Raw genomic sequence first — 21,200 nt, 5'->3', positions numbered from 1 at the left:
AAGCTGCAGTGGGCCTCGCTGGGAGGCCCGGACAGGATTGGTGAACCCGGGATGGATGTTGACGTCGTCGTAGTCGGCGGAGGCGCAATGGGATCGGCTGCCGCGCGGCAGCTGGCTCTCCGAGGGCGATCGGTGGTTCTCCTCGAACAGTTCGAAGAGGGGCACCGTGTAGGCGCTTCCCACGGCGCGACGCGCAACTTCAACACGGCATACGCGGAGGACGACTACCTCGCCTTGGTCCGCGAAGCCAGGAGTCTCTGGGATGGGCTGGCCGAGGAAACCGGGACACAACTGTTGGACCTTGTCGGCCTCGCCAACCATGGCAACGTCGCCCGGCTCCTGGAGGTCCATACCGCGCACGCGGAGCGGGGCATCGCAAGCCATTTCATTGCCGCCGCGGAGGCGTCGGAGCGTTGGCCGGGCATGGTCTTCAGAAGCGATGTGCTCTTCGTGCCGGAATCGGGCCGGGTCCGGGCGGCCGAGGCCCTCAGGGCGCTGCGCACATCGGCCGAGGCGCACGGTGCTCGCTTCGAGTTTTCGACTCCTGTTCGCGACATCCGCGTCCTCGGCGACGAACGCGCCGTCGTCGTGACCGATTCACAAGAGATCACGGCTCGCCGGGTAGTCATCGCGGCGGGCGCCTGGACCGCCAAGCTCATCGGGGCGCAGGTGCCGCTCCCCCGCCTGGTGGTCACCCAGGAGCAACCTGCCCACTTCGCGCCCATCGATGAATCCCAGCTCTGGCCGAGCTTCAACCACGCGCCGGACCCCGGAGATCCTCGTGACGACTATTGGTACAGCCCTGTCTATGGGATGCTCACGCCGGGCGAAGGGGTCAAGGCGGGGTGGCATGGAGTCGGGCCTGTCACGGATCCTGATGCCCGCACGTTCGAACCCGAACCTGTCCAGCTGGAGGCCCTCCGCCGCTACGCCCGTGAATGGCTGCCGGGTGTGGATGCCGAATCGGCGGTTCCCATCAGCTGCACCTACACGAGCACGGCCAACGAGGACTTCGTGCTCGACCGTTTTGGCCCCCTGGTAATTGGGGCGGGGTTCTCCGGGCACGGCTTCAAGTTCACCCCGGCTATCGGCCGCGTGCTTGCCGATCTTGTCGACGGGATCGACGCGCCGCGGCGCTTCCGCCGAGCTTAAATGCAACTAGCCCGCAGTTGTTGTCGTTATGAGCTCTCTAAACGACAACAACTGCGTGGGCCCACGCCGCTAGGGTTCCCTGGCCGTGGGGCCCCACCGGCGAGGGCCCCGGCCTGAGCTTGCGAAGGCTGGGAGCCGGTGGGGACTTGCGAGGCGAGGGTGGCGGTGGGGCCACTTGGGTGGGGCGGGCGCCTAGTTCAGCGTGGCGACAACCTCGTTGAGCTTTGCGGAGGGACGCATCACGGCCTCTGCCTTCGCGGCGTCGGGGCGGTAATAACCCCCGATGTCAGCGGGCGAACCCTGGACACCGAGCAACTCGGCGATGATGGTTTCCTCGTTGGACGTCAGCGCCTCGGCGACGGCAGAGAACGCCGCGGCGAGCTCGGCGTCGTCGCTCTGCTGCGCCAGTTCCTGGGCCCAGTACTTGGCGAGGTAGTAGTGGCTGCCTCGGTTGTCGAGTTCGCCGACCCTGCGCTTCGGGGACTTGTTGTCGAGCAGGAACGTTCCCGTTGCACGGTCCAGGGTGTCGGCGAGGACCTGTGCGCGAGCGTTGCCGGTTGTGGTGGCAAGGTGCTCGAAGCTGACGGCGAGGGCGAGGAATTCGCCCAGGCTGTCCCAGCGCAAGTGGTTTTCCTGCAGGAGCTGCTGGACATGCTTCGGGGCAGATCCGCCGGCACCGGTCTCGAAGAGTCCGCCACCATTGATCAACGGAACCACGGAGAGCATCTTGGCGCTGGTGCCAAGTTCGAGAATCGGGAACAGATCGGTGAGGTAGTCGCGGAGCACGTTTCCGGTCACCGAGATGGTGTCTTCGCCCTTGCGGATCCGCTCCAGCGTGAACGCGGTGGCCTTCTCCGGGGACATGATTTCGATCTGCAGGCCCTCGGTGTCGTAGTCCTTCAGGTATTCCTTGACTTTGGCGATCAGCTGGGCGTCGTGGGCGCGGGTTTCGTCGAGCCAGAAGACAGCCGGCATCTTGGACGCGCGGGCACGGGTGACGGCCAGCTTGACCCAGTCGCGGATCGGCACGTCCTTGGTCTGGCAGGCGCGCCAGATGTCGCCCGGGGCGACCTGGTGCTCGATCAGCACGGTTCCGGAGGAGTCCACCACCTGGATGGTGCCGGCGTATTCAACCTCGAAGGTCTTGTTGTGGCTGCCGTATTCCTCGGCTGCCTGTGCCATCAGGCCGACGTTCGGGACCGTACCCATGGTGGTTGGATCGAAAGCGCCGTGGGCACGGCAGTCATCGATGACCACTTGGTAGACATCTGCGTAGCAGCTGTCCGGGATGACGGCGAGCGTATCGGCTTCCTTGCCGTCCGGTCCCCACATGTGGCCGGAGCTGCGGATCATTGCCGGCATCGAGGCGTCAACGATGATGTCGCTTGGCACGTGAAGGTTGGTGATGCCCTTGTCGGAATCGACCATGGCCAGCGCCGGGCCGTCTTCCAGGCCCTTCTTGATGGCTGCCTGAATGCCTTCGCGGACGTCCTCGGGGAGTTCGTCGAGGCCGTTAAGTATGGAAGCCAGGCCGTTGTTCGCGCTCAGGCCGGCAGCAGCGATCTGCTTGCCGTAGGTGTCGAAAAGCTCAGAGAAGTATGCCTTGACGACGTGGCCGAAGATGATGGGGTCGGAGACCTTCATCATGGTGGCCTTCAGGTGTGCGGAGAACAGCACGCCTTCTTCCTTGGCGCGGATCACCTGGGCAGCCAGGAACTCGTCCAAAGCCGCGGCGCGCAGCACGGTGCCGTCAACCACTTCGCCGGCGAGGACGGGGAAGGCCGGCTTGAGGACCTTGACCGTGCCGTCTTCGCGGACGATCTGGATCTTGATGGTGTCGTCGGCGGGGATGACCACGGACTTCTCGTTGGAGCGGAAGTCGTTCGCCGTCATGTGGGCAACGTTGGTCTTGGAATCGGCGCTCCAGGCACCCATGGAGTGCGGGTTCTGGCGGGCGTAGTTCTTCACCGACAGGGGCGCGCGGCGGTCCGAGTTACCTTCACGAAGGACCGGGTTGACAGCGGAACCCTTGATCTTGTCGTAGCGTGACCGGATGTCCGTCTCTTCGTCAGAGGAGGGGTTGTCCGGGTAGTCCGGAAGCGCGTAGCCCTGGCCCTGCAGTTCGGCGATGGCCGCCTTGAGCTGGGGAACGGAAGCGCTGATGTTGGGGAGCTTGATGATGTTGGCTTCGGGCTTCTTGGCCAGTTCGCCCAGTTCAGCCAGTGCGTCGCTGATCCTCTGCTCTTCAGTCAGGTAGTCACCGAAGACTGCGATGATTCGGCCGGCCAGCGAAATGTCGCGGGTCTCGACCTCCACGCCGGCCGTCGAGGCGAAAGCTTCCACAATCGGCAGGAACGAATAAGTCGCCAGCATCGGCGCTTCATCAGTGTGGGTATAGATAATCTTTGCCATTGGCGGGGCATCTCCCTGAAAGTCTGCAGATTTCAACATCTCTAACTTACCCGAGGGCGCCGTCTTGGCGCCTACTGGCATGGCCTCGCGCCTTGTAGGCAACGTCACATCGGGCCAAACCTTATGTACCAAGAGGCCGAATCGGAGTAGGTTCAATGGGTCAACTGTGGCCGATAACAGATGGCTACATCATCGATTGGCAGGACAATCATGACAAAGAAATCACTCCCCATCACCGGTCTCCTGAGCCTCTTCACCTTCGCCGTTTTGACCCTCTGCGCCGCTGGAGGGGCGGCAGCGGCAACACCCCTTCACACGGTTTCGAGCTTCGCAGCGCCTGGGACGCCGCAACTCGTCAGCCTGGCAACGGCAAACACCGACCCCACCGGGTTTTGGACTCCAGAGCGGATGCGAACAGCGATCCCGGGCGACGTCCTCGCCGGTAAAGCCCTCGCGCGAGCTTCTGCCTCCGGAACTGCCAGTGGCCCTGTCGAATCGGGCCCGCCCGTGAAGATCGCGGGCGCCGCCAAGGCGGGCAGCACGAGCCTCCACCAAGACGAAGACCCCATTGACCACGTTGGCAAAGTCTTCTTCACCATGGGAATCTTCGCTTACGTCTGCTCCGGCAACGTCGTCGTGTCTGACAACGACAGCACGGTGGCGACTGCGGGCCACTGCGTCAACGAGGGTCCCGGGGCGTTTGTCCGGAATTTCGTCTTCGTTCCGGCCTATCTCAACGGCACGGCTCCCTACGGCATTTGGCCGGCCAAAGCCCTCTACACCACCGAGCAGTGGCGCGCTGCTGGCGACATCCGCTATGACACCGGCTTCGCTGTCACCGCCACGGTGAACGGCAAGCACCTGGCCGACGTCGTTGGCGCGTCAGGGATAGAGTTCAACATGGACCGGGGCTTGAGTTACCAAGCATTTGGCTACCCTGCCGCCCCGCCGTTTGACGGCCAATCATTGAAGAGTTGCTCGGGTGACGCCACCAAGGACCCCATCAATCCACAGTTCAGGGCACAGGGAATCCCTTGCGACATGACCGGAGGATCATCCGGCGGCCCGTGGATGGTCGACTCGAAGCACGACTCCTTCCAAAACTCCATTACGAGTTACGGCTACCCCGGTGGACCAGCCTTGATTTACGGGCCTTACTGGGGATCGGTCATCCGAGATACCTACCAACTCGCATCCACATCCTGAATCGCCCCACACGAAAGGCATCCATACAATTCACAACCAGTCAAAAACGAAAGTCAAATCTCACAAAATTTGACAAATCTATTTACAAATATGTCACAGCTTGGGTAGTTTCGGTTCCGTCAGTCGGCGGCCACCACAGACCGGCCGCCTCCACTTTCGATAGCTAGGACAATTGTGACGAGAACCAAAACCCTGGCCACAAGCCTGTTGAGCCTTTCTGCCGCCGCATTCCTCGCCTTGGGAGCCGGTAGCGGAGCCATTGCGGCTCCGTTCGCCGGCCACGGCACCGACGCCTCGACCGTCAGCAGCCATTCGCCGTCGGACAGCAACACTGCGGACTATTGGACTCCTGAACGCATGAAGAACGCCGTTTCCGGCGACATTCTGGCGGACAAGGCGCTCACGCGCGGACAAGCCAAAGTGGGCCCTGTCGATCTCCAGGTTTCACCCGAGCAGGTCTTTCCCGAACTGGGCCGCTCCGTGACTATCGAGGGCCAGAAGGCCACCAACACGGCAGCTGAGACCCCCACCGTGGATCGCAAGGCCAACGCCAGTGAAAGCCCGGTCCCGAACATCGGAAAAGTGTTCTTCACTCTCGGCGGCGTGAACTATGTCTGCTCCGGCAATTCCGTCACCTCGGCCAACCAGAGCACCGTGTCCACTGCGGGCCACTGCCTGAACGAGGGCCCCGGGGCGTTCGCAACCAACTTCACGTTCGTCCCTGCCTACCTGAATGGTGCCGCTCCCTATGGCAAGTGGACGGCCAAGGCGCTGTACACCACCAGCCAGTGGTCCTCGAACGGAGACATGCAGTACGACACCGGCTTCGCCGTCATGAACACCCTCAACGGTCAGAGGCTCTCAACCGTGGTGGGCGCCTCGGGAGTCCAGTTCAATGCGGCCCGAGGATTGGCATACAAGTCGTTCGGCTATCCTGCCGCATCCCCGTTCAACGGCGAGTCACTCAAAAGCTGCTCCGGCACGGCCACGAATGATCCCTACAACCCGCAGTACAACACCCAAGGGATCCCGTGCAACATGACGGGTGGCTCCTCCGGTGGCCCGTGGTTCATCGGCACCAGCTCCAGCGGATACCAGAACTCGGTGAACAGCTACGGCTACGGCAGCAACTCCACCAAGATGTACGGCCCATACTGGGGCACGGTCATCCAAGGCACCTACCAGACCGCGTCCACGGCGCCGTAACCACGGCAGCTTAGCGCTCACGGCACGGTAACCACGGACATGCCCCCTGCTAGCTCCCAGAACTGGACATATTGCCACCATGCCCAGTCCTGACCACGAAAAATGGACATGTCCTCCCGGGAAGGGAGGGCATGTCCATTTTTTGGTGGAGCGAAAGGACTTTAGTGGAAGAAGTGGCGCGCACCGGTGAAGTACATCGTGATGCCGGCGGCGTTGGCCGCGGCAATGACTTCCTCGTCGCGCACTGAACCGCCAGGCTGTACGACGGCGCGGACACCGGCGTCGATCAGGATCTGCAGGCCATCGGCGAACGGGAAGAACGCGTCCGAAGCGGCCACGGCACCGCGGGCGCGCTCGGGTGCGCCAGCCGCAGCGGCATTTGACGCGCCGCCGGCACCATCGACGTCGGACTCCACCTGAACGCCCAAGGTATTGGCGCGCTCAACGGCCAGCTTGCAGGAGTCCAGGCGGTTGACCTGGCCCATGCCGATGCCCACTGCGGCACCGTTGTTGGCGAGGAGGATCGCGTTGGACTTGGCGGCGCGGCAAGCGGTCCATGCGAAGGCGAGGTCGGCCAGCGTGGCGTCGTCGGCGGCAACACCCGCGGCGAGGGTCCAGTTGGCGGGGTTGTCGCCGTCGGCGTCCACCTTGTCCGCTTGCTGGACGAGGACGCCGCCCGAGACCTGGCGGATCTCCGTCGGGTAGCGGCCGTATCCGTCCGGCAGCGCCAGGAGGCGGATGTTCTTCTTTTTGGACAGGATTTCAACGGCTTCCGGCTCGAAGCCCGGGGCGATGACAACCTCGGTGAAGATCCCGGCCACGGTTTGGGCCATGCCGGCGGTGACAATGCTGTTGGCAGCGATAACGCCGCCGAAAGCGGAGACCGGATCGCAGGCGTGGGCCTTGGCGTGGGCGTCGGCGATGGGGTCCGCGGCATCGGCGGAACCAACGGCCACACCGCAGGGGTTGGCGTGCTTGATGATGGCGACAGCAGGCTCCGAGAAGTCGAAGGCGGCACGCAAGGCGGCGTCGGCGTCGACGAAGTTGTTGTAGCTCATGGCCTTGCCGTGCAACTGGTCGGCCTGGGCGATACCTGCAGGCGCGGCCTTGTCCACGTAGAGGGCGGCCTGCTGGTGCGGGTTTTCACCGTAGCGGAGGACCTCGGAGCGTTCGAGCGCGAGGCCGGCGTAGGCGGGCCAGTCGATGACGCCGTCGCCGTCTTCGTCGAGGAACTGGCTGGCGGTCCAGGTGGCAACGGCGGTGTCGTACGTTGCGGTGTGGGCGAAAGCTTTGGCAGCCAGGCGGCGGCGTGTCTTCAGGTCGAAGCCACCAGCAGCGGCCGCTTCCACGACCGAACCATAAAACGACGGGTCAACCACGATCGCGACGGCGGCGTGGTTCTTGGCGGCCGAACGCACCATGGCGGGGCCTCCGATGTCGATCTGCTCGACCACGTCGTCCTGGGCAGCGCCCGAGCGGACGGTTTCCACGAACGGGTAGAGGTTGACCACTACCAGGTCGAAGGGCTCGATCTCCATCTTGGCGAGCGTTTCCATGTGGGCAGGGACGCGGCGATCGGCCAGGATGCCGCCGTGCACGCGCGGGTGCAGGGTCTTGACGCGGCCATCGAGCATCTCCGGGGATCCGGTGACTTCTTCGACTTCCTTGACCGGAATACCGGCTGCGGCAATCCTCTTCGCGGTGGAGCCGGTGGAGACGATGGCGACTCCTGCTGCGTGCAGGCCCTTCGCGAGCTCCTCCAGCCCCGTCTTGTCGTAAACCGAGATCAGTGCACGGCGGATGGGAACACGGTCAAGCTGCGTCAAGCTCACAAAAGTCTCCGTCTTATATCGCGGGATTCCGCGGTTGCTGGGGATACGGACGAGTTTATCGTGTTGTGGCTCCTCTTCGTTTTTCGAGACGTGTCGCCGCCCGCAACATAAGGTTGGGCCATGGAATCCGCAGAAGTGATTTTGGTGGCCGACGTCGGCAAGAGCCGATGCCGGGTTGAACTCAGGCAGGGCCACAAGGTGTTGGGCTCGGCGGACCAGCAGGGCTTCCCCGGTTTAGGCATGGACAACGGGGCACGGTTCGCCTTTGAGCTGCTCGCGGACACGGCAGCCATGTTACCGGGAGGGCTTCCAACCGGAGCCTTGGGCGGGATCGGCGCGGCCGTGGCCGGGGTTGAGGCTTCCGCGGCGAACTCCAAGGAACTCGCCGTCCTGCTTTCCGAACGCTTCAAAGTCCCGGCCGCGGTCCTCTCGGATGCGACAGCGGCCCAGCTCGGCGCCCTGAACGGCGCTCCCGGGACGGTGCTGATTGTAGGCACCGGGGCTGTTGCCTTCCGCTTTGACGACGCCGGGACCCTGCACCGCGCCGACGGTTGGGGACCGTTGTTGGGCGATCGCGGAAGCGGCCGCTGGATCGGAGAGCGGGGCCTGAAGGCCGCGCTGCAAGCGCACGACGGCGGCCCTGCCACGTCGTTGCTCGACGCGGCTGCCGCACTCGTTGGCTCACCCGAACAGCTCCCGGCGTGGCTCGCCGAATCCGACAACCCGGCCCGGACTATGGCGCGTTTCACGCCCGTGGTGCTGCGGGAGGCGGAAACGGGAGACGCCGTCGCACGCGGCATTGTGGACGAAGCGTGCAGGCTTCTCGTGAACACCGTCTCCCTCGCTTCGGGGGAGATTAAGCGGGTGGCACTTCTTGGCGGGGTGGTGAAATCGGAGTTCTTCGGCGGGCTCTTGCACAACGCCCTCGCTTCGGCTGGGATTGAGGTGGTTGCGGCGCTCGGCGATGGAATGGACGGGGCCGCCCTCGCAGCGACCCGCCGCGGGCTCCTCCAGGAAAGGTATATTCACCGTGACGGAACAGTCTGACGCAGGTTCCCCGGCCTCCCTCGGTGATGACGGGCTCGCGGGACTCCGCTCCGAACTCGCGGGCCTGCAGACCGAAGCGGCGTCGCCCGGGCTCAGCGAATTGGACACGATGGGCACGGCCGAGCTCGTCGCCGCCATGAACGAGCAGAACCGCGGCGTTCCGGCCGCCGTCGAACAAGCTAGCGAACAGATCGCCGCAGTGGTCGACGCCGTAGCGGAACGCCTCGCCCGCGGCGGCCGGCTGCTCTACGTCGGTGCCGGAACGGCAGGGCGGCTCGGGGTATTGGACGCGAGCGAATGCCCGCCCACCTTCGGCACTCCCCCGGGCCTCGTCGTCGGGATCATCGCGGGCGGCACGCAGGCCATCCAGAAACCGGTGGAATACGCCGAGGACAACGCCACGGCCGGAGCCCGTGACCTGCACGATATCAACGTGACCGAGGCGGACGCCGTCGTCGGGATTTCAGCCTCGGGCCGAACCCCGTACGTGATCGGGGCGCTCGAGGAAGCCCGCAGCCGAGGGGCGTTCACCGCGTCGCTCGCCTGCAACCATGATTCACCCATCAGCAAACTGGCGGACGTGGCGATCGACGTGGTGGTCGGTCCGGAGTTCGTTGCCGGTTCCACGCGGCTGAAGGCCGGCACGGCGCAAAAACTTGTCCTCAATATGATCAGCACGCTCGCCATGGTCAAGCTCGGCAAGACCTACGGCAACCTGATGGTGGACCTGCGCGCCACCAACAACAAACTGCTCGCGAGGTCCCAGCGGACCATCCAACACGCCACCGGCGTGGACGCGGAGACGGCGATTCGCGCGCTGGATTCCGTGGGTGGTTCCGTCAAGGCAGCCATCCTGGTGGTGCTGACGGGCATCGATCCCAGGCAGGCGCAGAGTGCTTTGGACGAGGCCGGGGGCTTCCTGCGAAAGGCGATCCAGAACCACGGATAGAGTTTTCCCCGAGGAGGGGAAATGAATACTTACACGACTGTCCCGAGTGGCGAGCAGGTGGTCCAGGAGCTGCCGTGGCGGTGGAAGGTCCAGGGACGGATCTTCCTGATCGGCGGCCTTGGCTTCATGTTCGATGCCTGGGACGTCACCCTCAACGGCATCCTCATTCCGCTGCTTTCCAAGCACTGGTCGCTGCAACCCGCCGACGCCGGGTGGATCGGCACCGCCAACCTGATCGGCATGGCCGTGGGCGCCTTCGCCTGGGGCACCATTGCGGACACGATCGGGCGTAAGAAGGCATTCACCGCCACCCTGCTCATCTTCTCGATCTTCACCGTGCTGGGAGCTTTTGCCCCGGACATCGTTTGGTTCTGCATCTTCCGCTTCATGGCCGGCTTCGGGCTGGGCGGCTGCATTCCCGTGGACTATGCCTTGGTGGGTGAATTCACGCCGCGGAAGCAACGTGGCAAGGTGCTCACTGCCATGGATGGTTGGTGGCCCGTGGGCGCCGCCTTGTGCGGCTTCATTTCGGCCGGACTGATCGCCGCCTTTGCGGATTGGCGCTTGACCATGCTGGTGATGGTGTTGCCTGCCCTCCTGGTTTTCTGGGTCAGGCGGAGCGTGCCGGAATCGCCGCTTTTCCTCATCCGCAAGGGCCGGCGCCAAGAAGCGGCCGAGGTCATTGACCGCCTTGTCGTGGCCACCGGCGCCGAACCCCGCGCCTACAGCCTGCCCGCGCCGCAAGACGCGCCGCGCCTCTCGGCCGGCAGCACTTGGCAGCAGTTGCGCCGCCTTTGGCAGTTCAATTGGAAGATCACGACGGCGGCCTGGGCCCTGTTTTTCAGCATCCTTCTGGTTTACTACTTGAGCTTGACGTGGATGCCGCGGATCCTGATCGGCGCTGGATTCGAGGAGTACAAGGCCTTCGTGACGACGGCCGGGATGGCCGCCGTCGGACTCCTGGGCGTGGTGGTTGCCGCGATGCTCGTAGAGCGGGTAGGCCGTAAATGGATCCTGGCCATTACCGGGCCGTTGTCGGCACTGACCCTGGTGATCGTTTCATTGGTGGTGGACATTCCCGACGCGGCGGTGTTCTGGCTGCTGGCATTTGGCTTCGTGGTCCAGGTGGCCATCCCGGTGCTCTACGCCTACGTGTCGGAGCTTTACCCCACCGAGCTTCGGGGCTCCGGCTTCGGCTGGGCGTCCACGTTCTCACGGGTTGGTGCCGGCATCGGGCCACTCGTGTTCGCATCGTATTTCTGGCCCGAGTTTGGCCTGGCCACGTCCTTTGCCTTGGCCGGCGGGCTGATCGTGCTGTCCGTGGTGTGGATGGCGTTGTTTGCACCGGAGACCAAACAGCTCGAACTCGACTGAGCATGCCCCTTGCTTTCCCAACTGACTCGCATTTGTTGTCGTTTTGAGGCGTCATAACGACAACAAATGCGAGCTAGTTGGGTCAGGAAGAGGACTCAGACGTGCTGCCCCGCCGCGAGTTCTGCGAGGGTCCGTACCAGGAGCCTGCGCTCCACCACCTTGATGCGTTCGTGCAAGGTGTCTTCGGTGTCGTCCGGGGCAATGTCGACAGCTTCCTGGGCGATGATGGGCCCGGTGTCCACGCCGGCATCGGCCCAATGGACAGTGCAGCCCGTGACCTTCACCCCGTAGGCCATGGCATCGCGGACTCCGTGGGCGCCGGGAAAGAGGGCAGCAGTGCGGGGTGCGTGTTGAGGTACTTGCCATCAAAGGCATCGATGAATTCCGGGCTGACAATCCGCATGAACCCCGAGGAAACCACCACATCCGGGTTGTACGCAGCCACGGCCTTGGTAAGCGCGGCGTTCCAGTCGGCCCGGTCTGCGTAGTCCTTGAAGTCCACCACGAAGGTGTCCAGTCCGGCCCGGGCGGAGCGTTCCACACCGTAGGTACCCGGCCTGTCGGCACCCACGGCTGCGATCTCGACGTCGAGCTCGCCTGCCTTCACGGCGTCGATAACTGCTTGGAGATTGGAACCGGTGCCGGAGACGAGGACAACAATGCGCATTGCACTAGCTTATGGGTGGCTCGCGTAGGCTGGAAAACATGAATTCCGGCGTTGGACCCAGCCCTCAGCAGCATCCACAGAGCGAGGCTGCCAAATCAGCGCTTGCAGTTACCCAAACCCTTTTCAGGTCATTCCTGCTGACGGTGCTCGGCGCCGTCTTCGTCTATGTCCTGAACATCAGCTACGTCTGGCTCAGTGCCATCCTCACGGTCATCGCAGGAGTACTTGGTGTGGTGGTCCTCGTCCGGACCATCAGGTTCAAGCAGCCCCGCCTGGTGCTGCTCGGGACCATCTCCGGGTTGGTGGTCACGGCCATCATGGGCCTGCTGGTTCTCACCGCCGTCGTCTTTTTCCAGCAGATCCGCACCTTGCAGGACTGCTCGCGGAACGCGCTGACCATCCAAGCCCAGGACTCCTGCCAAGTGGACTTCCAGAAGTCGGTCCCTTCCGGGCTGCGTTAACCCGGACGCAAGCTAAGGCGAGGCGGGCAGCTTAGCTGTGGTCGCCGTCGTACACGGAAGCGTCAAGGTCCGCTTCGCGGAGTTTCTGCCGCCGTTCCAACCATGGCCCCACCGAATAGCCGATCACGACGCCGATCCCCACCTCCGCGGCGATCCAGACGGCCGTCCACAGTGGATCCGGGCCGATCTCCGTGAGTCTCCCGATTCCGGCGGAACCGCGCGCCAGCCAAGCCAGTCCCCCGGCGAAAGCTCCGGCGACAGCCCCGACGAGCGCGCCCAGGAACAGCGTTGAAACAGGGGCCGTGAACCAACGTGCCCTGATCTTGATGGAGAGCCATTCATCGAAGTGGTTCTCGCCCTCGCGTAGGAACCACCAACCCGCCAACAGTCCGGCGAGCACGGGAAGGGCAAGCGCCGCCGCGCCAAGGTCGAGCTGCCCGGTGGGCAGCGCGCCGAAGATGGGGATTGCGGGCAGGGGCCCGACGGCGGTGCCCAGCGGGCCCGCGTGTGAGCCGACGCCGAGGGAGAATCCAGCGCCGGAGGACCACGCCAGGGTGAAAACGGCCAGGTTGGGGAGGTAGCCGAGCTGGGCGATGGTCAAAACGCCGCCGCCGAGAGCACCGGCCTTCAGGCCCTCGTACACGGCGATGATGTCCGTCCAGTGCACCACAAGCACGACGGCGAGCAGCAGTGCAGCAAGTGCGAGTGCCGCCATGATCGCCACGAACCCGGCCTTGATGGCGGAGCCGAAGTAGGACCCGGCCCAGCGGGAATGTTGGCTGGTTCGCGCGAGCCAATCAACGGCGTCGACGCCAATGAGCCTGCTCCAGGAGCCGGACTCCCGCCGGGCACCCACCACCATGCCGAGGCCGAACGGGATAAGCGGCAGGAACGCGGCGAACCAGATGTTGATGACCACATCCTGGGTGCGGCAGATGAAGCCCGTGGCCGCACCGAATGCCCCGTAGACAAGCAGCGCACCGAAGAACGCCTGCCACAGCTGGTCCGTGTAGGACGCCCTGGCCAAGCGGCGGCCCGCTCGCCACGCCAAAAGAAAGGGGACCAGGGTCAGTCCGAGCGGGATAAGGGACAGCATCCCGGAGCCCGGTAGCCCCGCCGTACCCAGGTTCACTGTAGCCAGCTGCAGCGGCACACCATGGACCAGCAGCCAGGTTTGGCCGGCCAATCGTGCCAGGAAGTCGATGCTGTGGTTCTGGAAGCCATTTGTGGCCCAAACTCCGATCAGCGGCAGGACCACCACGAGCGCCGAGATGATGGCGGCCTGGGCCGACTCAAGGGCACCCTGCAGCCACAAGGGCATGGGCAGGCCACGGTTACCGGTCTGATCAGCGCGCAGTTTCATCGTGTCCTATCGTGCCACGGTGTGCTCCGCTCCCCCGGCAGGCACCCGCGGATCCCACCAAACCTCCCACCCTCGCTCACCTATGACGCCCTCCCGGCCCACCCTCGCTCACCTATGACGCCCGAAAGCCAAACGCTCCTGCACATCCGCCCTGCCGCCGTCGTACAAGTGCGCGACGGTCGCCCGAAAACCCCATAAAGGTGAGCGAGCGTCGGGGGGAAACCCGACATACGTGAGCGAGCGTCGGGGGAAAAGAACCCTAAAGGTGAGCGAGCGTCGGGGCTGTTCAAGGGGCCGTGCACCCGCCGTTCCGAGCGCTTTTTGGATAAAGCAGACGTAAAATTGGAGTGTTCGCAATAGGTGGATGGAGGGCATAAATGACTACCGCAACCCCACATGCACACGGTGTTCACTTCGGACGCACGGACGTTCAGAACATCGGCATGGGTGTAGGTATTCTGATGGCGCTGGTGGGCCTTCTCGGATTCATTCCGGGCATCACCATGCGGTACGGGGAATTGCAGTTCTTCGGGCCAAATTCGCACGCAATGCTCCTGGGTGTGTTCCAAGTGTCCCTGCTGCTCAACATTGTGCAGCTCGCCATCGGTGGAACCAGCTGGGCGATGTCCCGCTCGGGCGGCCATAGCGCACGCAATATCCTGATGAGCTTCGGTGCCTTGTACATCGTGCTCAGTGTTTACGGACTGAGTGTCGGGGTTGATTCGGCGGCCAACTTCCTGTCGCTGAACACTCTCGACAACTGGACGTTCATGGTTCTGGGCATTCTGATGGCCGCCGCCGGCTGGATGTTTTCACGGCATCTGGCTGACGAAGCAAAATAGCCTATTCACAAGCCCGGATTGAGTTAGCCCGGGATTACAGGAGCCGCCAATGGGTAGGATCTACAGCTAAATCTGAATAGTCATACAAGCGGTTGGTGCAGTTCTTCCGGTGACGAAGCCGGGTGCTGTGCCAACCTTCTTTGTGCCCGACGCCGTCAGATCCACTTGGGTGCCGCCGGCACCGGCGCAGCGCCCGCCGTCACGCCGTCGGTCCCCCGACCGGTGGCCCATTGCGCGACGCCGGCCAGCGGGCCGGTAACTACGACGGCGGCCTCCGGGTCCCCGAAGACGAGGGCGGTGCCCGTGACCTTGACCAAGAGCCCCTTGTCGGTGCCACGGACGGCCCACGCACCGGTGATATCGCGAAGCAACCGTTCCAGCACAGACGCCGGGATGTCCGCAAAGGTCGCCCCGTTGTCCAAGTCCACGGCATGAACCCAGACCTCACGGTTTCGCATCCACACGGTTTCGGATGCCGGAACCTCCCTGCCCTGGATGGTCCGCACCGTGTGGTCCCAGGCGTCGTGGGGCAGGTCCCGCCATTCCACGCTCAGGTGCACCGCGGAGTGGTCAAAGAGGTTCCGCAACGCTATGGGTGAGAGGGTGGCGCCGAAGTTGATCTCTTCATCCCGCACGGCCATGGAGGGATACATGGGTGTCTCCACCCCGGTCGAGGCCCACTCGACCAGGCGTGCGATGGCCCGGGCGTTGTAGCCGATGTGTGCTACAACGTGGCGACGGCTCCAACCGGGCAGCAGCGAACCGCCGTCGAGTTCGGCGTCGCTGAGTTCGTTGAGCTTGCGGGCGAAGAACGCGGTCCCCCGCCGGGCCTGCAGCAACTGCTCCTGCAAGCCCGGATCGGTGGTGAGGTCGTGGCGGGCAACCATCAGGCTTCCTTGACCACGCGGTTCGTCAGCTGGCCCAAGCCCTCGATGGCGGTGACTAGGATCTGGCCCTCCTGGAGGTAGCGCTTCGGGTTCTGGGCGTGGCCCACCCCGCCGGGTGTGCCCGTCGCGATGACGTCCCCCGGGTTCAGCGTGATGATGGTGGAAATGTAGGACACCAGGAATTCGGGTGTGAACACAAGATCGCCGGTGGGGGTGCTCTGCTGAATCTCGCCATCCACTGCGGAGGTCATCAGCGGTCCGACAGTGAATTCGTCATTGGTCACCAGTGCCGGCCCGAATGGGGTGCTGTTCTCCCAGGTCTTGCCTTGGAGCCACTGCACGGTGCGGAACTGGTAGTCCCGCATGCTGATGTCGTTCAGCACCGAGTAGCCGGCGATGTGGTCCGCCGCGTCGGCTTCACTGATGCGACGCCCCTTCTTGCCGATCACGACGGCGAGCTCGGCCTCCCAGTCGACCGTGTCCGATTCCTGCGGCAACGCCAGATCGTCGTTGGGACCAATCAGCGATTCCTGGTACTTCGCGAACAGGGTGGGGTACTCGGGGATGTCCCGGCCCATCTCCTTGATGTGGTTGCGGTAGTTGTGCCCAACGCAGATGATCTTCCCCGGTGAGGGGACGACGGCGGCGAGGTCCGCGGCGTCGTACGCGTGCGTTGCGCCGTGGGCCGCCTCCGCGATGCTCGCCCAGGCGGGGTCCTGCAGGAGGGCGCCGACGTCGGAGAACCCGTCGATCTCGGTCAAGGTGTCGCCGTCTTGGCGGACGGCCACGGTACCTTTGGCGGCGCCGGTCCCGGTGCGGAGGGTGAGGAGTTTCATTTGTTGCGTCCTTCGATGTACGTGCGGTTGAAGTTCAGTCGTTCGAAAATGGGGGCATCGCTGAAGCGGAACAGGTCGAACTCGTTCTCTGCCCGCAGGGACCATTCCTGCCAGGACGGCACAACGAAGAGGTCGCCCTTTTTCAGGAACTTGGTTTCCCCGTTCAACATCACGGTGCCGGTCCCTTCGAAGACCTGCCAGACGCTGGAGCCGACCTCGCGCACAGCCTCAGTGGAAGCCCCGGCGCGCAGGCGGTGGAACTCGGCCCGGATGGTCGGCATGACATCTCCGCCTGTGGTCGGATTCGAGTATCGGATGGCGGCGTGGCCTTGGCTGACGGTGGCCGGGTGGCCTTCGTCTTCGAGAAGCAACTGCTCGCGCAGGGCGGCGTCGGTGTGTTCCCAACGGTAGGCCGCGATCGGGGAATTCACCGTGTCCTGCAGTCCTGAGAGCGGGCGCAAGCCCGGGTGTGCCCACAGGCGCTCGGAGCGTGAGATGTCCGGAGTGGCCTCGTCCGTGACGCGTTCGGTGCCGAATTCGAAGAACCCCGCGTCCGCGTAGTGCACGAACGGGATGTCCAATCCGTCGATCCACGCCATCGGCTGATCGGTGTCGTTGTGGTGGCCGTGGAAGTTCCAGCCCGGGGTCAGGAGGAAGTCGCCTCGGCGCATGGCCACCGGGTCCCCGTTCACCACGGTCCAGACGCCTTCGCCCTCGACGACGAAACGGAAGGCGTTCTGCGAGTGACGGTGCTCCGGCGCTGTTTCATGCGCGCCCAGATACTGGATCGCGGCCCACAGAGTGGGCGTGGCGTAAGGCGTACCAGCGAGGCCCGGGTTGGCCAGGGCGATGGCACGGCGCTCTCCGCCACGTCCCACGGGCACCAGGTCCCCGGCACGGGCGGCCAGCGGGTACAAGTCGTTCCAGCGCCACACGTGCGGCACGGCCTTCGGGGTCGGCACCATTGGCATGAGGTCCGCGATCTCCGTCCACAGGGGGATCAGGTTTCCGGCTTCGAAGTCGCGGTACAACTGCTCAAGCTGGGCAGTTTCCTCGGGCGTCGGCTCCGGAACCGCCTGGGCTGTGCCAACGGAATGATCAGTGGCAACTGATTCGTGGGTTGTGCTATCGGCGCTGATGGACACGGAGGCCTCCTCGATGGGTACGGAACGGTTTTGGCGTACTCCAGACCCTAGAGAAGCCCTCAAGTGATCTCCAACATATTCTGCTAGCCAGAATCCGCTGGCCCAACTGACTGGCAGTAGATGTCGTTATGGGCCCTCAAAACGACATCAACTGCGTGGGCCCACGCCGCCAGGGTTCCCTGGCCGAGCTTGCGAGGCGAGGGTGGCGGTGGGGACTAGTTGGGTGGGCTACGGCTGGGACTCCGCCGGATTGGCTGCAATGTCGATCTCCAACTGGCGTTGCGTTTCCCGCATGATGCCCACGAGTCCGGCGTCGAACAGCTTCCGGAACCTTGCCACGGGCGTCGCCACGCTCAGCGCGCCCACGGCGACGCCATCCTTGTTGTGAAGAGCCACTCCCAGGGCGCTGATCCCTTCCTCGGTGCCCTCGAAGTTGGCAGCAAATCCGTTGCTCCGAATGGTCTCCAGCTCCCGGAGAAAGGCTGGATATTCGGCGTCGGGAATGCTGTCCCCGCCGATTTCCGCATTGTGGCTACGGAACAATTGCTCGATCATGGCGGGCTCCAGTTCGGCCAGCATTGCCTTGCCCCCAGAGGCCTTGTTGGCTGGCAGCACGGTTCCCTGCCTGTCACCTACCCGCAAGGCGTTGGTCCCCTCCACGGTGGCAAGGAACCTGACCTTGGTCCCCACTCGGACCATGAGATTGACTGTCTCGTTGATCCGACCGCTCAGGAGCTCCATGTGCGGCTGCGCCACCGTGCGCAACAGGCGGGTCCAACTGAGTCCGGCCGGACCAACTCCCATGGCCGGCCCAGGAACGTACCGGCGGGTTTCGTCCTGGACCGCAAATCCCCGATACACCAGCATGGCCAGCAGCCGGTGGGCGGTGGAAGGGGCAACACCCAACTCCTCGGCGGCATCCTTGAGCCGAAGGCTGCCGCCGTCGCGCAAGAGCTGAAGCAGTTGCAGGGCGTTGTCCACGGCCTCAATGGAATAGGCCGGCTTCTTGCGGGCTGGAAGATTCTGCACCACAGAATTCTATTGGGCTACGCCGACGGCGGCCACACAGTGGTGGGATGAATCACACACCTTCCGCTGCAGCGCCGGAGCGGACCCAACACAGCGTTCACCACTCTGCTGAGGCCCCCACCAAGTCCTCAACACGGTTATCCAAGCGGTCCGCCGCCGCAGTCCTCGTCTGCTGGTTGCTGGTGGTTTTCGACGGCTATGACCTCATCGTCTACGGCACCGTGCAGAGCTCGCTCATCACCGACACAGGCTGGGGGCTCACCAAAGCCACAGCCGGAACAGTTGGGTCGATGGCGTTCCTGGGCATGATGATCGGAGCCATCTTCGCCGGCAGGATGTCAGACAGTTGGGGCCGTCGCCGGACCATCATCGCTTGCGCCGCGCTGTTTTCGCTCTTCACCATCCTGTGCGCCTTCGCCCCGAACGCAGCAGTTTTCGGGGGCCTGCGCTTGCTGGCCGGGATCGGCCTCGGCGGGCTGGTTCCCTCAGCGAATGCCTTGGTCGCCGAACTGGTCCCTGCGAAATGGCGCTCCACGATTGCCACGTTGATGATGTCCGGCGTCCCGATAGGCGGCTCGCTTGCCGCGCTGGCAGGCATCCCCCTGATTCCCGCTTTCGGCTGGCCGATCATGTTCCTGGTGGCCGCCGTCGCGCTGCTCGTGGTGGTACCGATGGGATTGCGCTTCCTCCCGGAGACGCTGGCTCCCGTGAAGAGCACGGCGGAGTCCGCGGGCTTCAGGTCCTTGCTCCGGGCTCCGTACCTCGGCATGAGTCTCCTGTTCGCGATCTCCACGCTGGTGACGCTCTTTGCCTGGTACGGCCTGGGCACCTGGCTACCGAACCTGATGCAACTGGCCGGCTACAACCTTGGATCGGCATTGACGTTCGCCCTGGCACTCAACCTCGGCGCCGTCGTCGGCTCGGTGGCAACCGCTTGGGCGGGAACCCGCTTCGGTCCGATCCCGACGGCGATAGCGGCAGCCGCCGTCGCCGCCGTCGCGCTGGCCGTACTGGTGGCGGGTCCGCACGTAGGACTTGTCTACGTCATGTTGGTGCTGGCCGGGGTCGGCACCCACGGAACCCAGTGCCTCATCATCGCGGCAGTCGCCAGCCATTACCCGGCGCATTTGCGGGGCACAGCGCTCGGCTGGGCCCTCGGCGTCGGCCGCATTGGCGCGGTCGCCGCACCCCAGGTAGGTGGGCTGCTGCTGGCAGCCGGCCTGGGCGTCAACTCAAACTTCCTGGCGTTTGCCGGGGCCGCCGCCGCAGCAGCGGTCCTGCTCGGCGCCATCGGCGCCAAAATCAAGACCGCCAGGATGAAGACCGCAAAAACCCAATCCAACAACACCACCCCTGTAGGAGCTAACAATGTCTGACCGCAATCCGTCCACTGAAGTACTCGTCGTCGGCGGAGGGATGGCCGGCCTCGCCGGTGCCTTGGCCCTCCGCGCAAACGGTGCCGAGGTGACGCTGGTTGAGCGGGCCCCCGAATTCGGCGAGGTCGGAGCCGGCCTGCAGATGGCCCCCAACGCCTCCCGTGTCCTGAAGCGTTGGGGCCTCTTGGAGAAGGCGCTGGAAATCGGCGTCCGGCCGAAGCACTTGGTGTTCCGCGACGCCCTGACCGGTGAGGAGCTCACCCGCCAGACCCTCGGGGGCGAGTTCGAAGAACGGTACGGCGCTCCGTACGTCGTGATCCACCGGAGCGACCTGCATCGGATCCTGCTGGAAGCCTGCCAGGACGCCGGCGTCCGCTTGGTGAACGACGTCGTCGTGGAGAAGGTTGAGACGGTCAACGCCCGCGGCATGGCGCACACGGCGAGCGGCGACGTTTACGAGGCCGACGTCGTGATCGGCGCGGACGGCCTCAAGTCCACGCTCCGTGCCGCCGTCGCGCAGGACTGCCCAGTGTCGTCGTCGTACGTTGCCTATCGCGGAACGGTGCCCATCACCGCAGACACTCCCTCGGCCGATCTCGAGGACGTCATCGTCTACCTCGGCCCGGACTGCCACTTGGTGCAGTACCCCCTGCGCAAGGGCGAGCTCTTGAACACGGTGGCCGTTTTCAAGTCGCGGTCGTTCGAGCGCGGAGAAGAACAATACGGCGGCGTGGACGAACTCGAGGCCGCCTACAAGGACTGCGTCCCGGCGGTCCAGGCCGCCCTGCGGAACCTTGGGACCGGCATCCGCTGGCCCATGTATGATCGCGATCCCATCGAGAACTGGATCGACGGCCGCCTGGTGCTGATGGGCGACGCCGCCCACCCCATGCTCCAGTATTTGGCCCAGGGAGCCTGCCAAGCGCTTGAAGACGCCGCGGTGCTCCAAGACTCCACAGTCGGTTCCGTGTTTACCAACGACGACGGCGTGGACGCCGCTGCTTGGGACCGCGCCATCAGCGAATTCAACTCAGCCCGGGCGGCCCGCACGGCCCGCGTCCAGCGCACGGCGCGCATCTGGGGCGAGTCCTGGCACGTCTCCGGCGTCGCCCGTGTCTTGCGGAACCTGCTTTTCAAGAGCCGCAAGGACGGCGACTTCCAGTACAACGACTGGCTTTACGGCCAAGCGGGCGACGGCGTCCCGGAGGTCCGGGCGGAAGCTGCGGCGGGTGCCTCAATCAATACCGATATGGACGTCCGCGTGAGGCCTGAGGAGCGGAAAGGATCGCTAGCAGGAACGCACGCTTAGGAGTATCCGTTATGTCGGTTGTAGGCAAACAAATTGCTGGACTACTGGAGCGGACCACAGCAGACTGACTACACGAGCCGCTTGAGTGCTTGCCGTTGAAAGGACAG

At 64.4% G+C, this 21,200-nt stretch carries 17 protein-coding genes and 1 pseudogene; 10 read left to right on the top strand and 8 right to left on the bottom strand.

Going from position 1 to position 21,200, the window contains the following annotated elements; translation table 11 throughout:
• The first annotated feature begins 51 nt into the window (after positions 1 to 51).
• Positions 52 to 1,152, top strand: coding sequence for an FAD-dependent oxidoreductase (locus tag ACX5I4_RS05575; protein WP_461838656.1), 1,101 nt, complete (start codon positions 52 to 54; stop codon positions 1,150 to 1,152).
• Between the two features lie 192 nt (positions 1,153 to 1,344).
• Here the strand turns inward: ACX5I4_RS05575 and ACX5I4_RS05570 are convergent, their stop codons facing one another.
• On the bottom strand, positions 1,345 to 3,564 hold the full coding sequence (locus tag ACX5I4_RS05570) for an NADP-dependent isocitrate dehydrogenase (RefSeq protein ID WP_461835792.1): 2,220 nt from the start codon (positions 3,562 to 3,564) through the stop codon (positions 1,345 to 1,347).
• Between the two features lie 210 nt (positions 3,565 to 3,774).
• Here ACX5I4_RS05570 and ACX5I4_RS05565 point away from each other — a divergent pair, with 210 nt between their 5' ends.
• Together ACX5I4_RS05565 and ACX5I4_RS05560 are read left to right on the top strand one after the other, a co-directional pair.
• A complete protein-coding gene (locus ACX5I4_RS05565) occupies positions 3,775 to 4,770 on the top strand; it encodes a trypsin-like serine peptidase (RefSeq protein ID WP_461835791.1) in 996 nt (331 codons plus the stop codon).
• Positions 4,771 to 4,944: 174 nt separating this feature from the next.
• Positions 4,945 to 5,976: a trypsin-like serine peptidase gene (locus tag ACX5I4_RS05560; protein ID WP_461835790.1), complete on the top strand. Its 1,032-nt coding sequence runs from the start codon at positions 4,945 to 4,947 to the stop codon at positions 5,974 to 5,976.
• 161 nt (positions 5,977 to 6,137) lie between these two features.
• Here the strand turns inward: ACX5I4_RS05560 and purH are convergent, their stop codons facing one another.
• Complete coding sequence (gene purH / locus ACX5I4_RS05555) at positions 6,138 to 7,808, bottom strand: bifunctional phosphoribosylaminoimidazolecarboxamide formyltransferase/IMP cyclohydrolase (protein ID WP_461835789.1); 1,671 nt, start codon at positions 7,806 to 7,808, stop codon at positions 6,138 to 6,140.
• Between the two features lie 120 nt (positions 7,809 to 7,928).
• Here purH and ACX5I4_RS05550 point away from each other — a divergent pair, with 120 nt between their 5' ends.
• The 3 genes from ACX5I4_RS05550 to ACX5I4_RS05540 are packed head-to-tail and all read left to right on the top strand — an operon-like array spanning position 7,929 to position 11,178.
• On the top strand, positions 7,929 to 8,855 hold the full coding sequence (locus ACX5I4_RS05550; RefSeq protein ID WP_461835788.1) for an N-acetylglucosamine kinase: 927 nt from the start codon (positions 7,929 to 7,931) through the stop codon (positions 8,853 to 8,855).
• Positions 8,839 to 9,804 (top strand): N-acetylmuramic acid 6-phosphate etherase, encoded by a 966-nt coding sequence (gene murQ / locus ACX5I4_RS05545; protein ID WP_461835787.1) that lies wholly within the window; start codon positions 8,839 to 8,841, stop codon positions 9,802 to 9,804. The genes ACX5I4_RS05550 and murQ overlap by 17 nt, the downstream gene beginning before the upstream one ends.
• Before the next feature lie 21 nt (positions 9,805 to 9,825).
• Positions 9,826 to 11,178, top strand: coding sequence for an MFS transporter (locus tag ACX5I4_RS05540; protein WP_461835786.1), 1,353 nt, complete (start codon positions 9,826 to 9,828; stop codon positions 11,176 to 11,178).
• Between the two features lie 95 nt (positions 11,179 to 11,273).
• Here the strand turns inward: ACX5I4_RS05540 and purN are convergent.
• Positions 11,274 to 11,845 (bottom strand): annotated as a pseudogene (gene purN, locus ACX5I4_RS05535) (phosphoribosylglycinamide formyltransferase).
• Positions 11,846 to 11,883: 38 nt separating this feature from the next.
• Between purN and ACX5I4_RS05530 the strand changes: the two are divergent.
• On the top strand, positions 11,884 to 12,306 hold the full coding sequence (locus tag ACX5I4_RS05530) for a hypothetical protein (RefSeq protein WP_461835785.1): 423 nt from the start codon (positions 11,884 to 11,886) through the stop codon (positions 12,304 to 12,306).
• Positions 12,307 to 12,337: 31 nt separating this feature from the next.
• On the opposite strand, the gene ACX5I4_RS05525 is transcribed toward ACX5I4_RS05530, so the two are convergent.
• On the bottom strand, positions 12,338 to 13,669 hold the full coding sequence (locus ACX5I4_RS05525; protein WP_461835784.1) for a cell division protein PerM: 1,332 nt from the start codon (positions 13,667 to 13,669) through the stop codon (positions 12,338 to 12,340).
• 377 nt (positions 13,670 to 14,046) lie between these two features.
• On the opposite strand from ACX5I4_RS05525, the gene ACX5I4_RS05520 reads away from it, so the two are divergent.
• A complete protein-coding gene (locus ACX5I4_RS05520) occupies positions 14,047 to 14,511 on the top strand; it encodes a DUF4383 domain-containing protein (RefSeq protein ID WP_461835783.1) in 465 nt (154 codons plus the stop codon).
• Positions 14,512 to 14,666: 155 nt separating this feature from the next.
• Here the strand turns inward: ACX5I4_RS05520 and ACX5I4_RS05515 are convergent, their stop codons facing one another.
• The 4 genes from ACX5I4_RS05515 to ACX5I4_RS05500 form a co-directional block, all read right to left on the bottom strand.
• Positions 14,667 to 15,398 (bottom strand): maleylpyruvate isomerase family mycothiol-dependent enzyme, encoded by a 732-nt coding sequence (locus tag ACX5I4_RS05515; protein WP_461835782.1) that lies wholly within the window; start codon positions 15,396 to 15,398, stop codon positions 14,667 to 14,669.
• Entirely contained in the window at positions 15,398 to 16,234 is an 837-nt protein-coding gene (locus tag ACX5I4_RS05510; protein WP_461835781.1) for a fumarylacetoacetate hydrolase family protein, read from the bottom strand. The genes ACX5I4_RS05515 and ACX5I4_RS05510 overlap by 1 nt, the downstream gene beginning before the upstream one ends.
• Positions 16,231 to 17,379: a cupin domain-containing protein gene (locus ACX5I4_RS05505; RefSeq protein WP_461835780.1), complete on the bottom strand. Its 1,149-nt coding sequence runs from the start codon at positions 17,377 to 17,379 to the stop codon at positions 16,231 to 16,233. Before ACX5I4_RS05505 ends, ACX5I4_RS05510 begins: the two co-directional genes overlap by 4 nt.
• Positions 17,380 to 17,607: 228 nt before the next feature.
• Positions 17,608 to 18,408 carry an IclR family transcriptional regulator gene (locus ACX5I4_RS05500; protein ID WP_461835779.1) on the bottom strand — a complete coding sequence of 267 codons (801 nt, stop codon included), beginning with the start codon at positions 18,406 to 18,408 and terminating at the stop codon, positions 17,608 to 17,610.
• Between the two features lie 47 nt (positions 18,409 to 18,455).
• Here ACX5I4_RS05500 and ACX5I4_RS05495 point away from each other — a divergent pair, with 47 nt between their 5' ends.
• Both ACX5I4_RS05495 and ACX5I4_RS05490 read left to right on the top strand, forming a co-directional pair.
• Positions 18,456 to 19,784, top strand: a complete 1,329-nt coding sequence (locus ACX5I4_RS05495) for an MFS transporter (RefSeq protein WP_461835778.1) — start codon at positions 18,456 to 18,458, stop codon at positions 19,782 to 19,784.
• On the top strand, positions 19,777 to 21,093 hold the full coding sequence (locus ACX5I4_RS05490; RefSeq protein ID WP_461835777.1) for an FAD-dependent oxidoreductase: 1,317 nt from the start codon (positions 19,777 to 19,779) through the stop codon (positions 21,091 to 21,093). Before ACX5I4_RS05495 ends, ACX5I4_RS05490 begins: the two co-directional genes overlap by 8 nt.
• Positions 21,094 to 21,200: the final 107 nt, after the last annotated feature.

This window comes from Arthrobacter sp. MMS24-S77, assembly GCF_054888235.1.
This window is presented reverse-complemented; position numbering and strand designations above follow the sequence as displayed.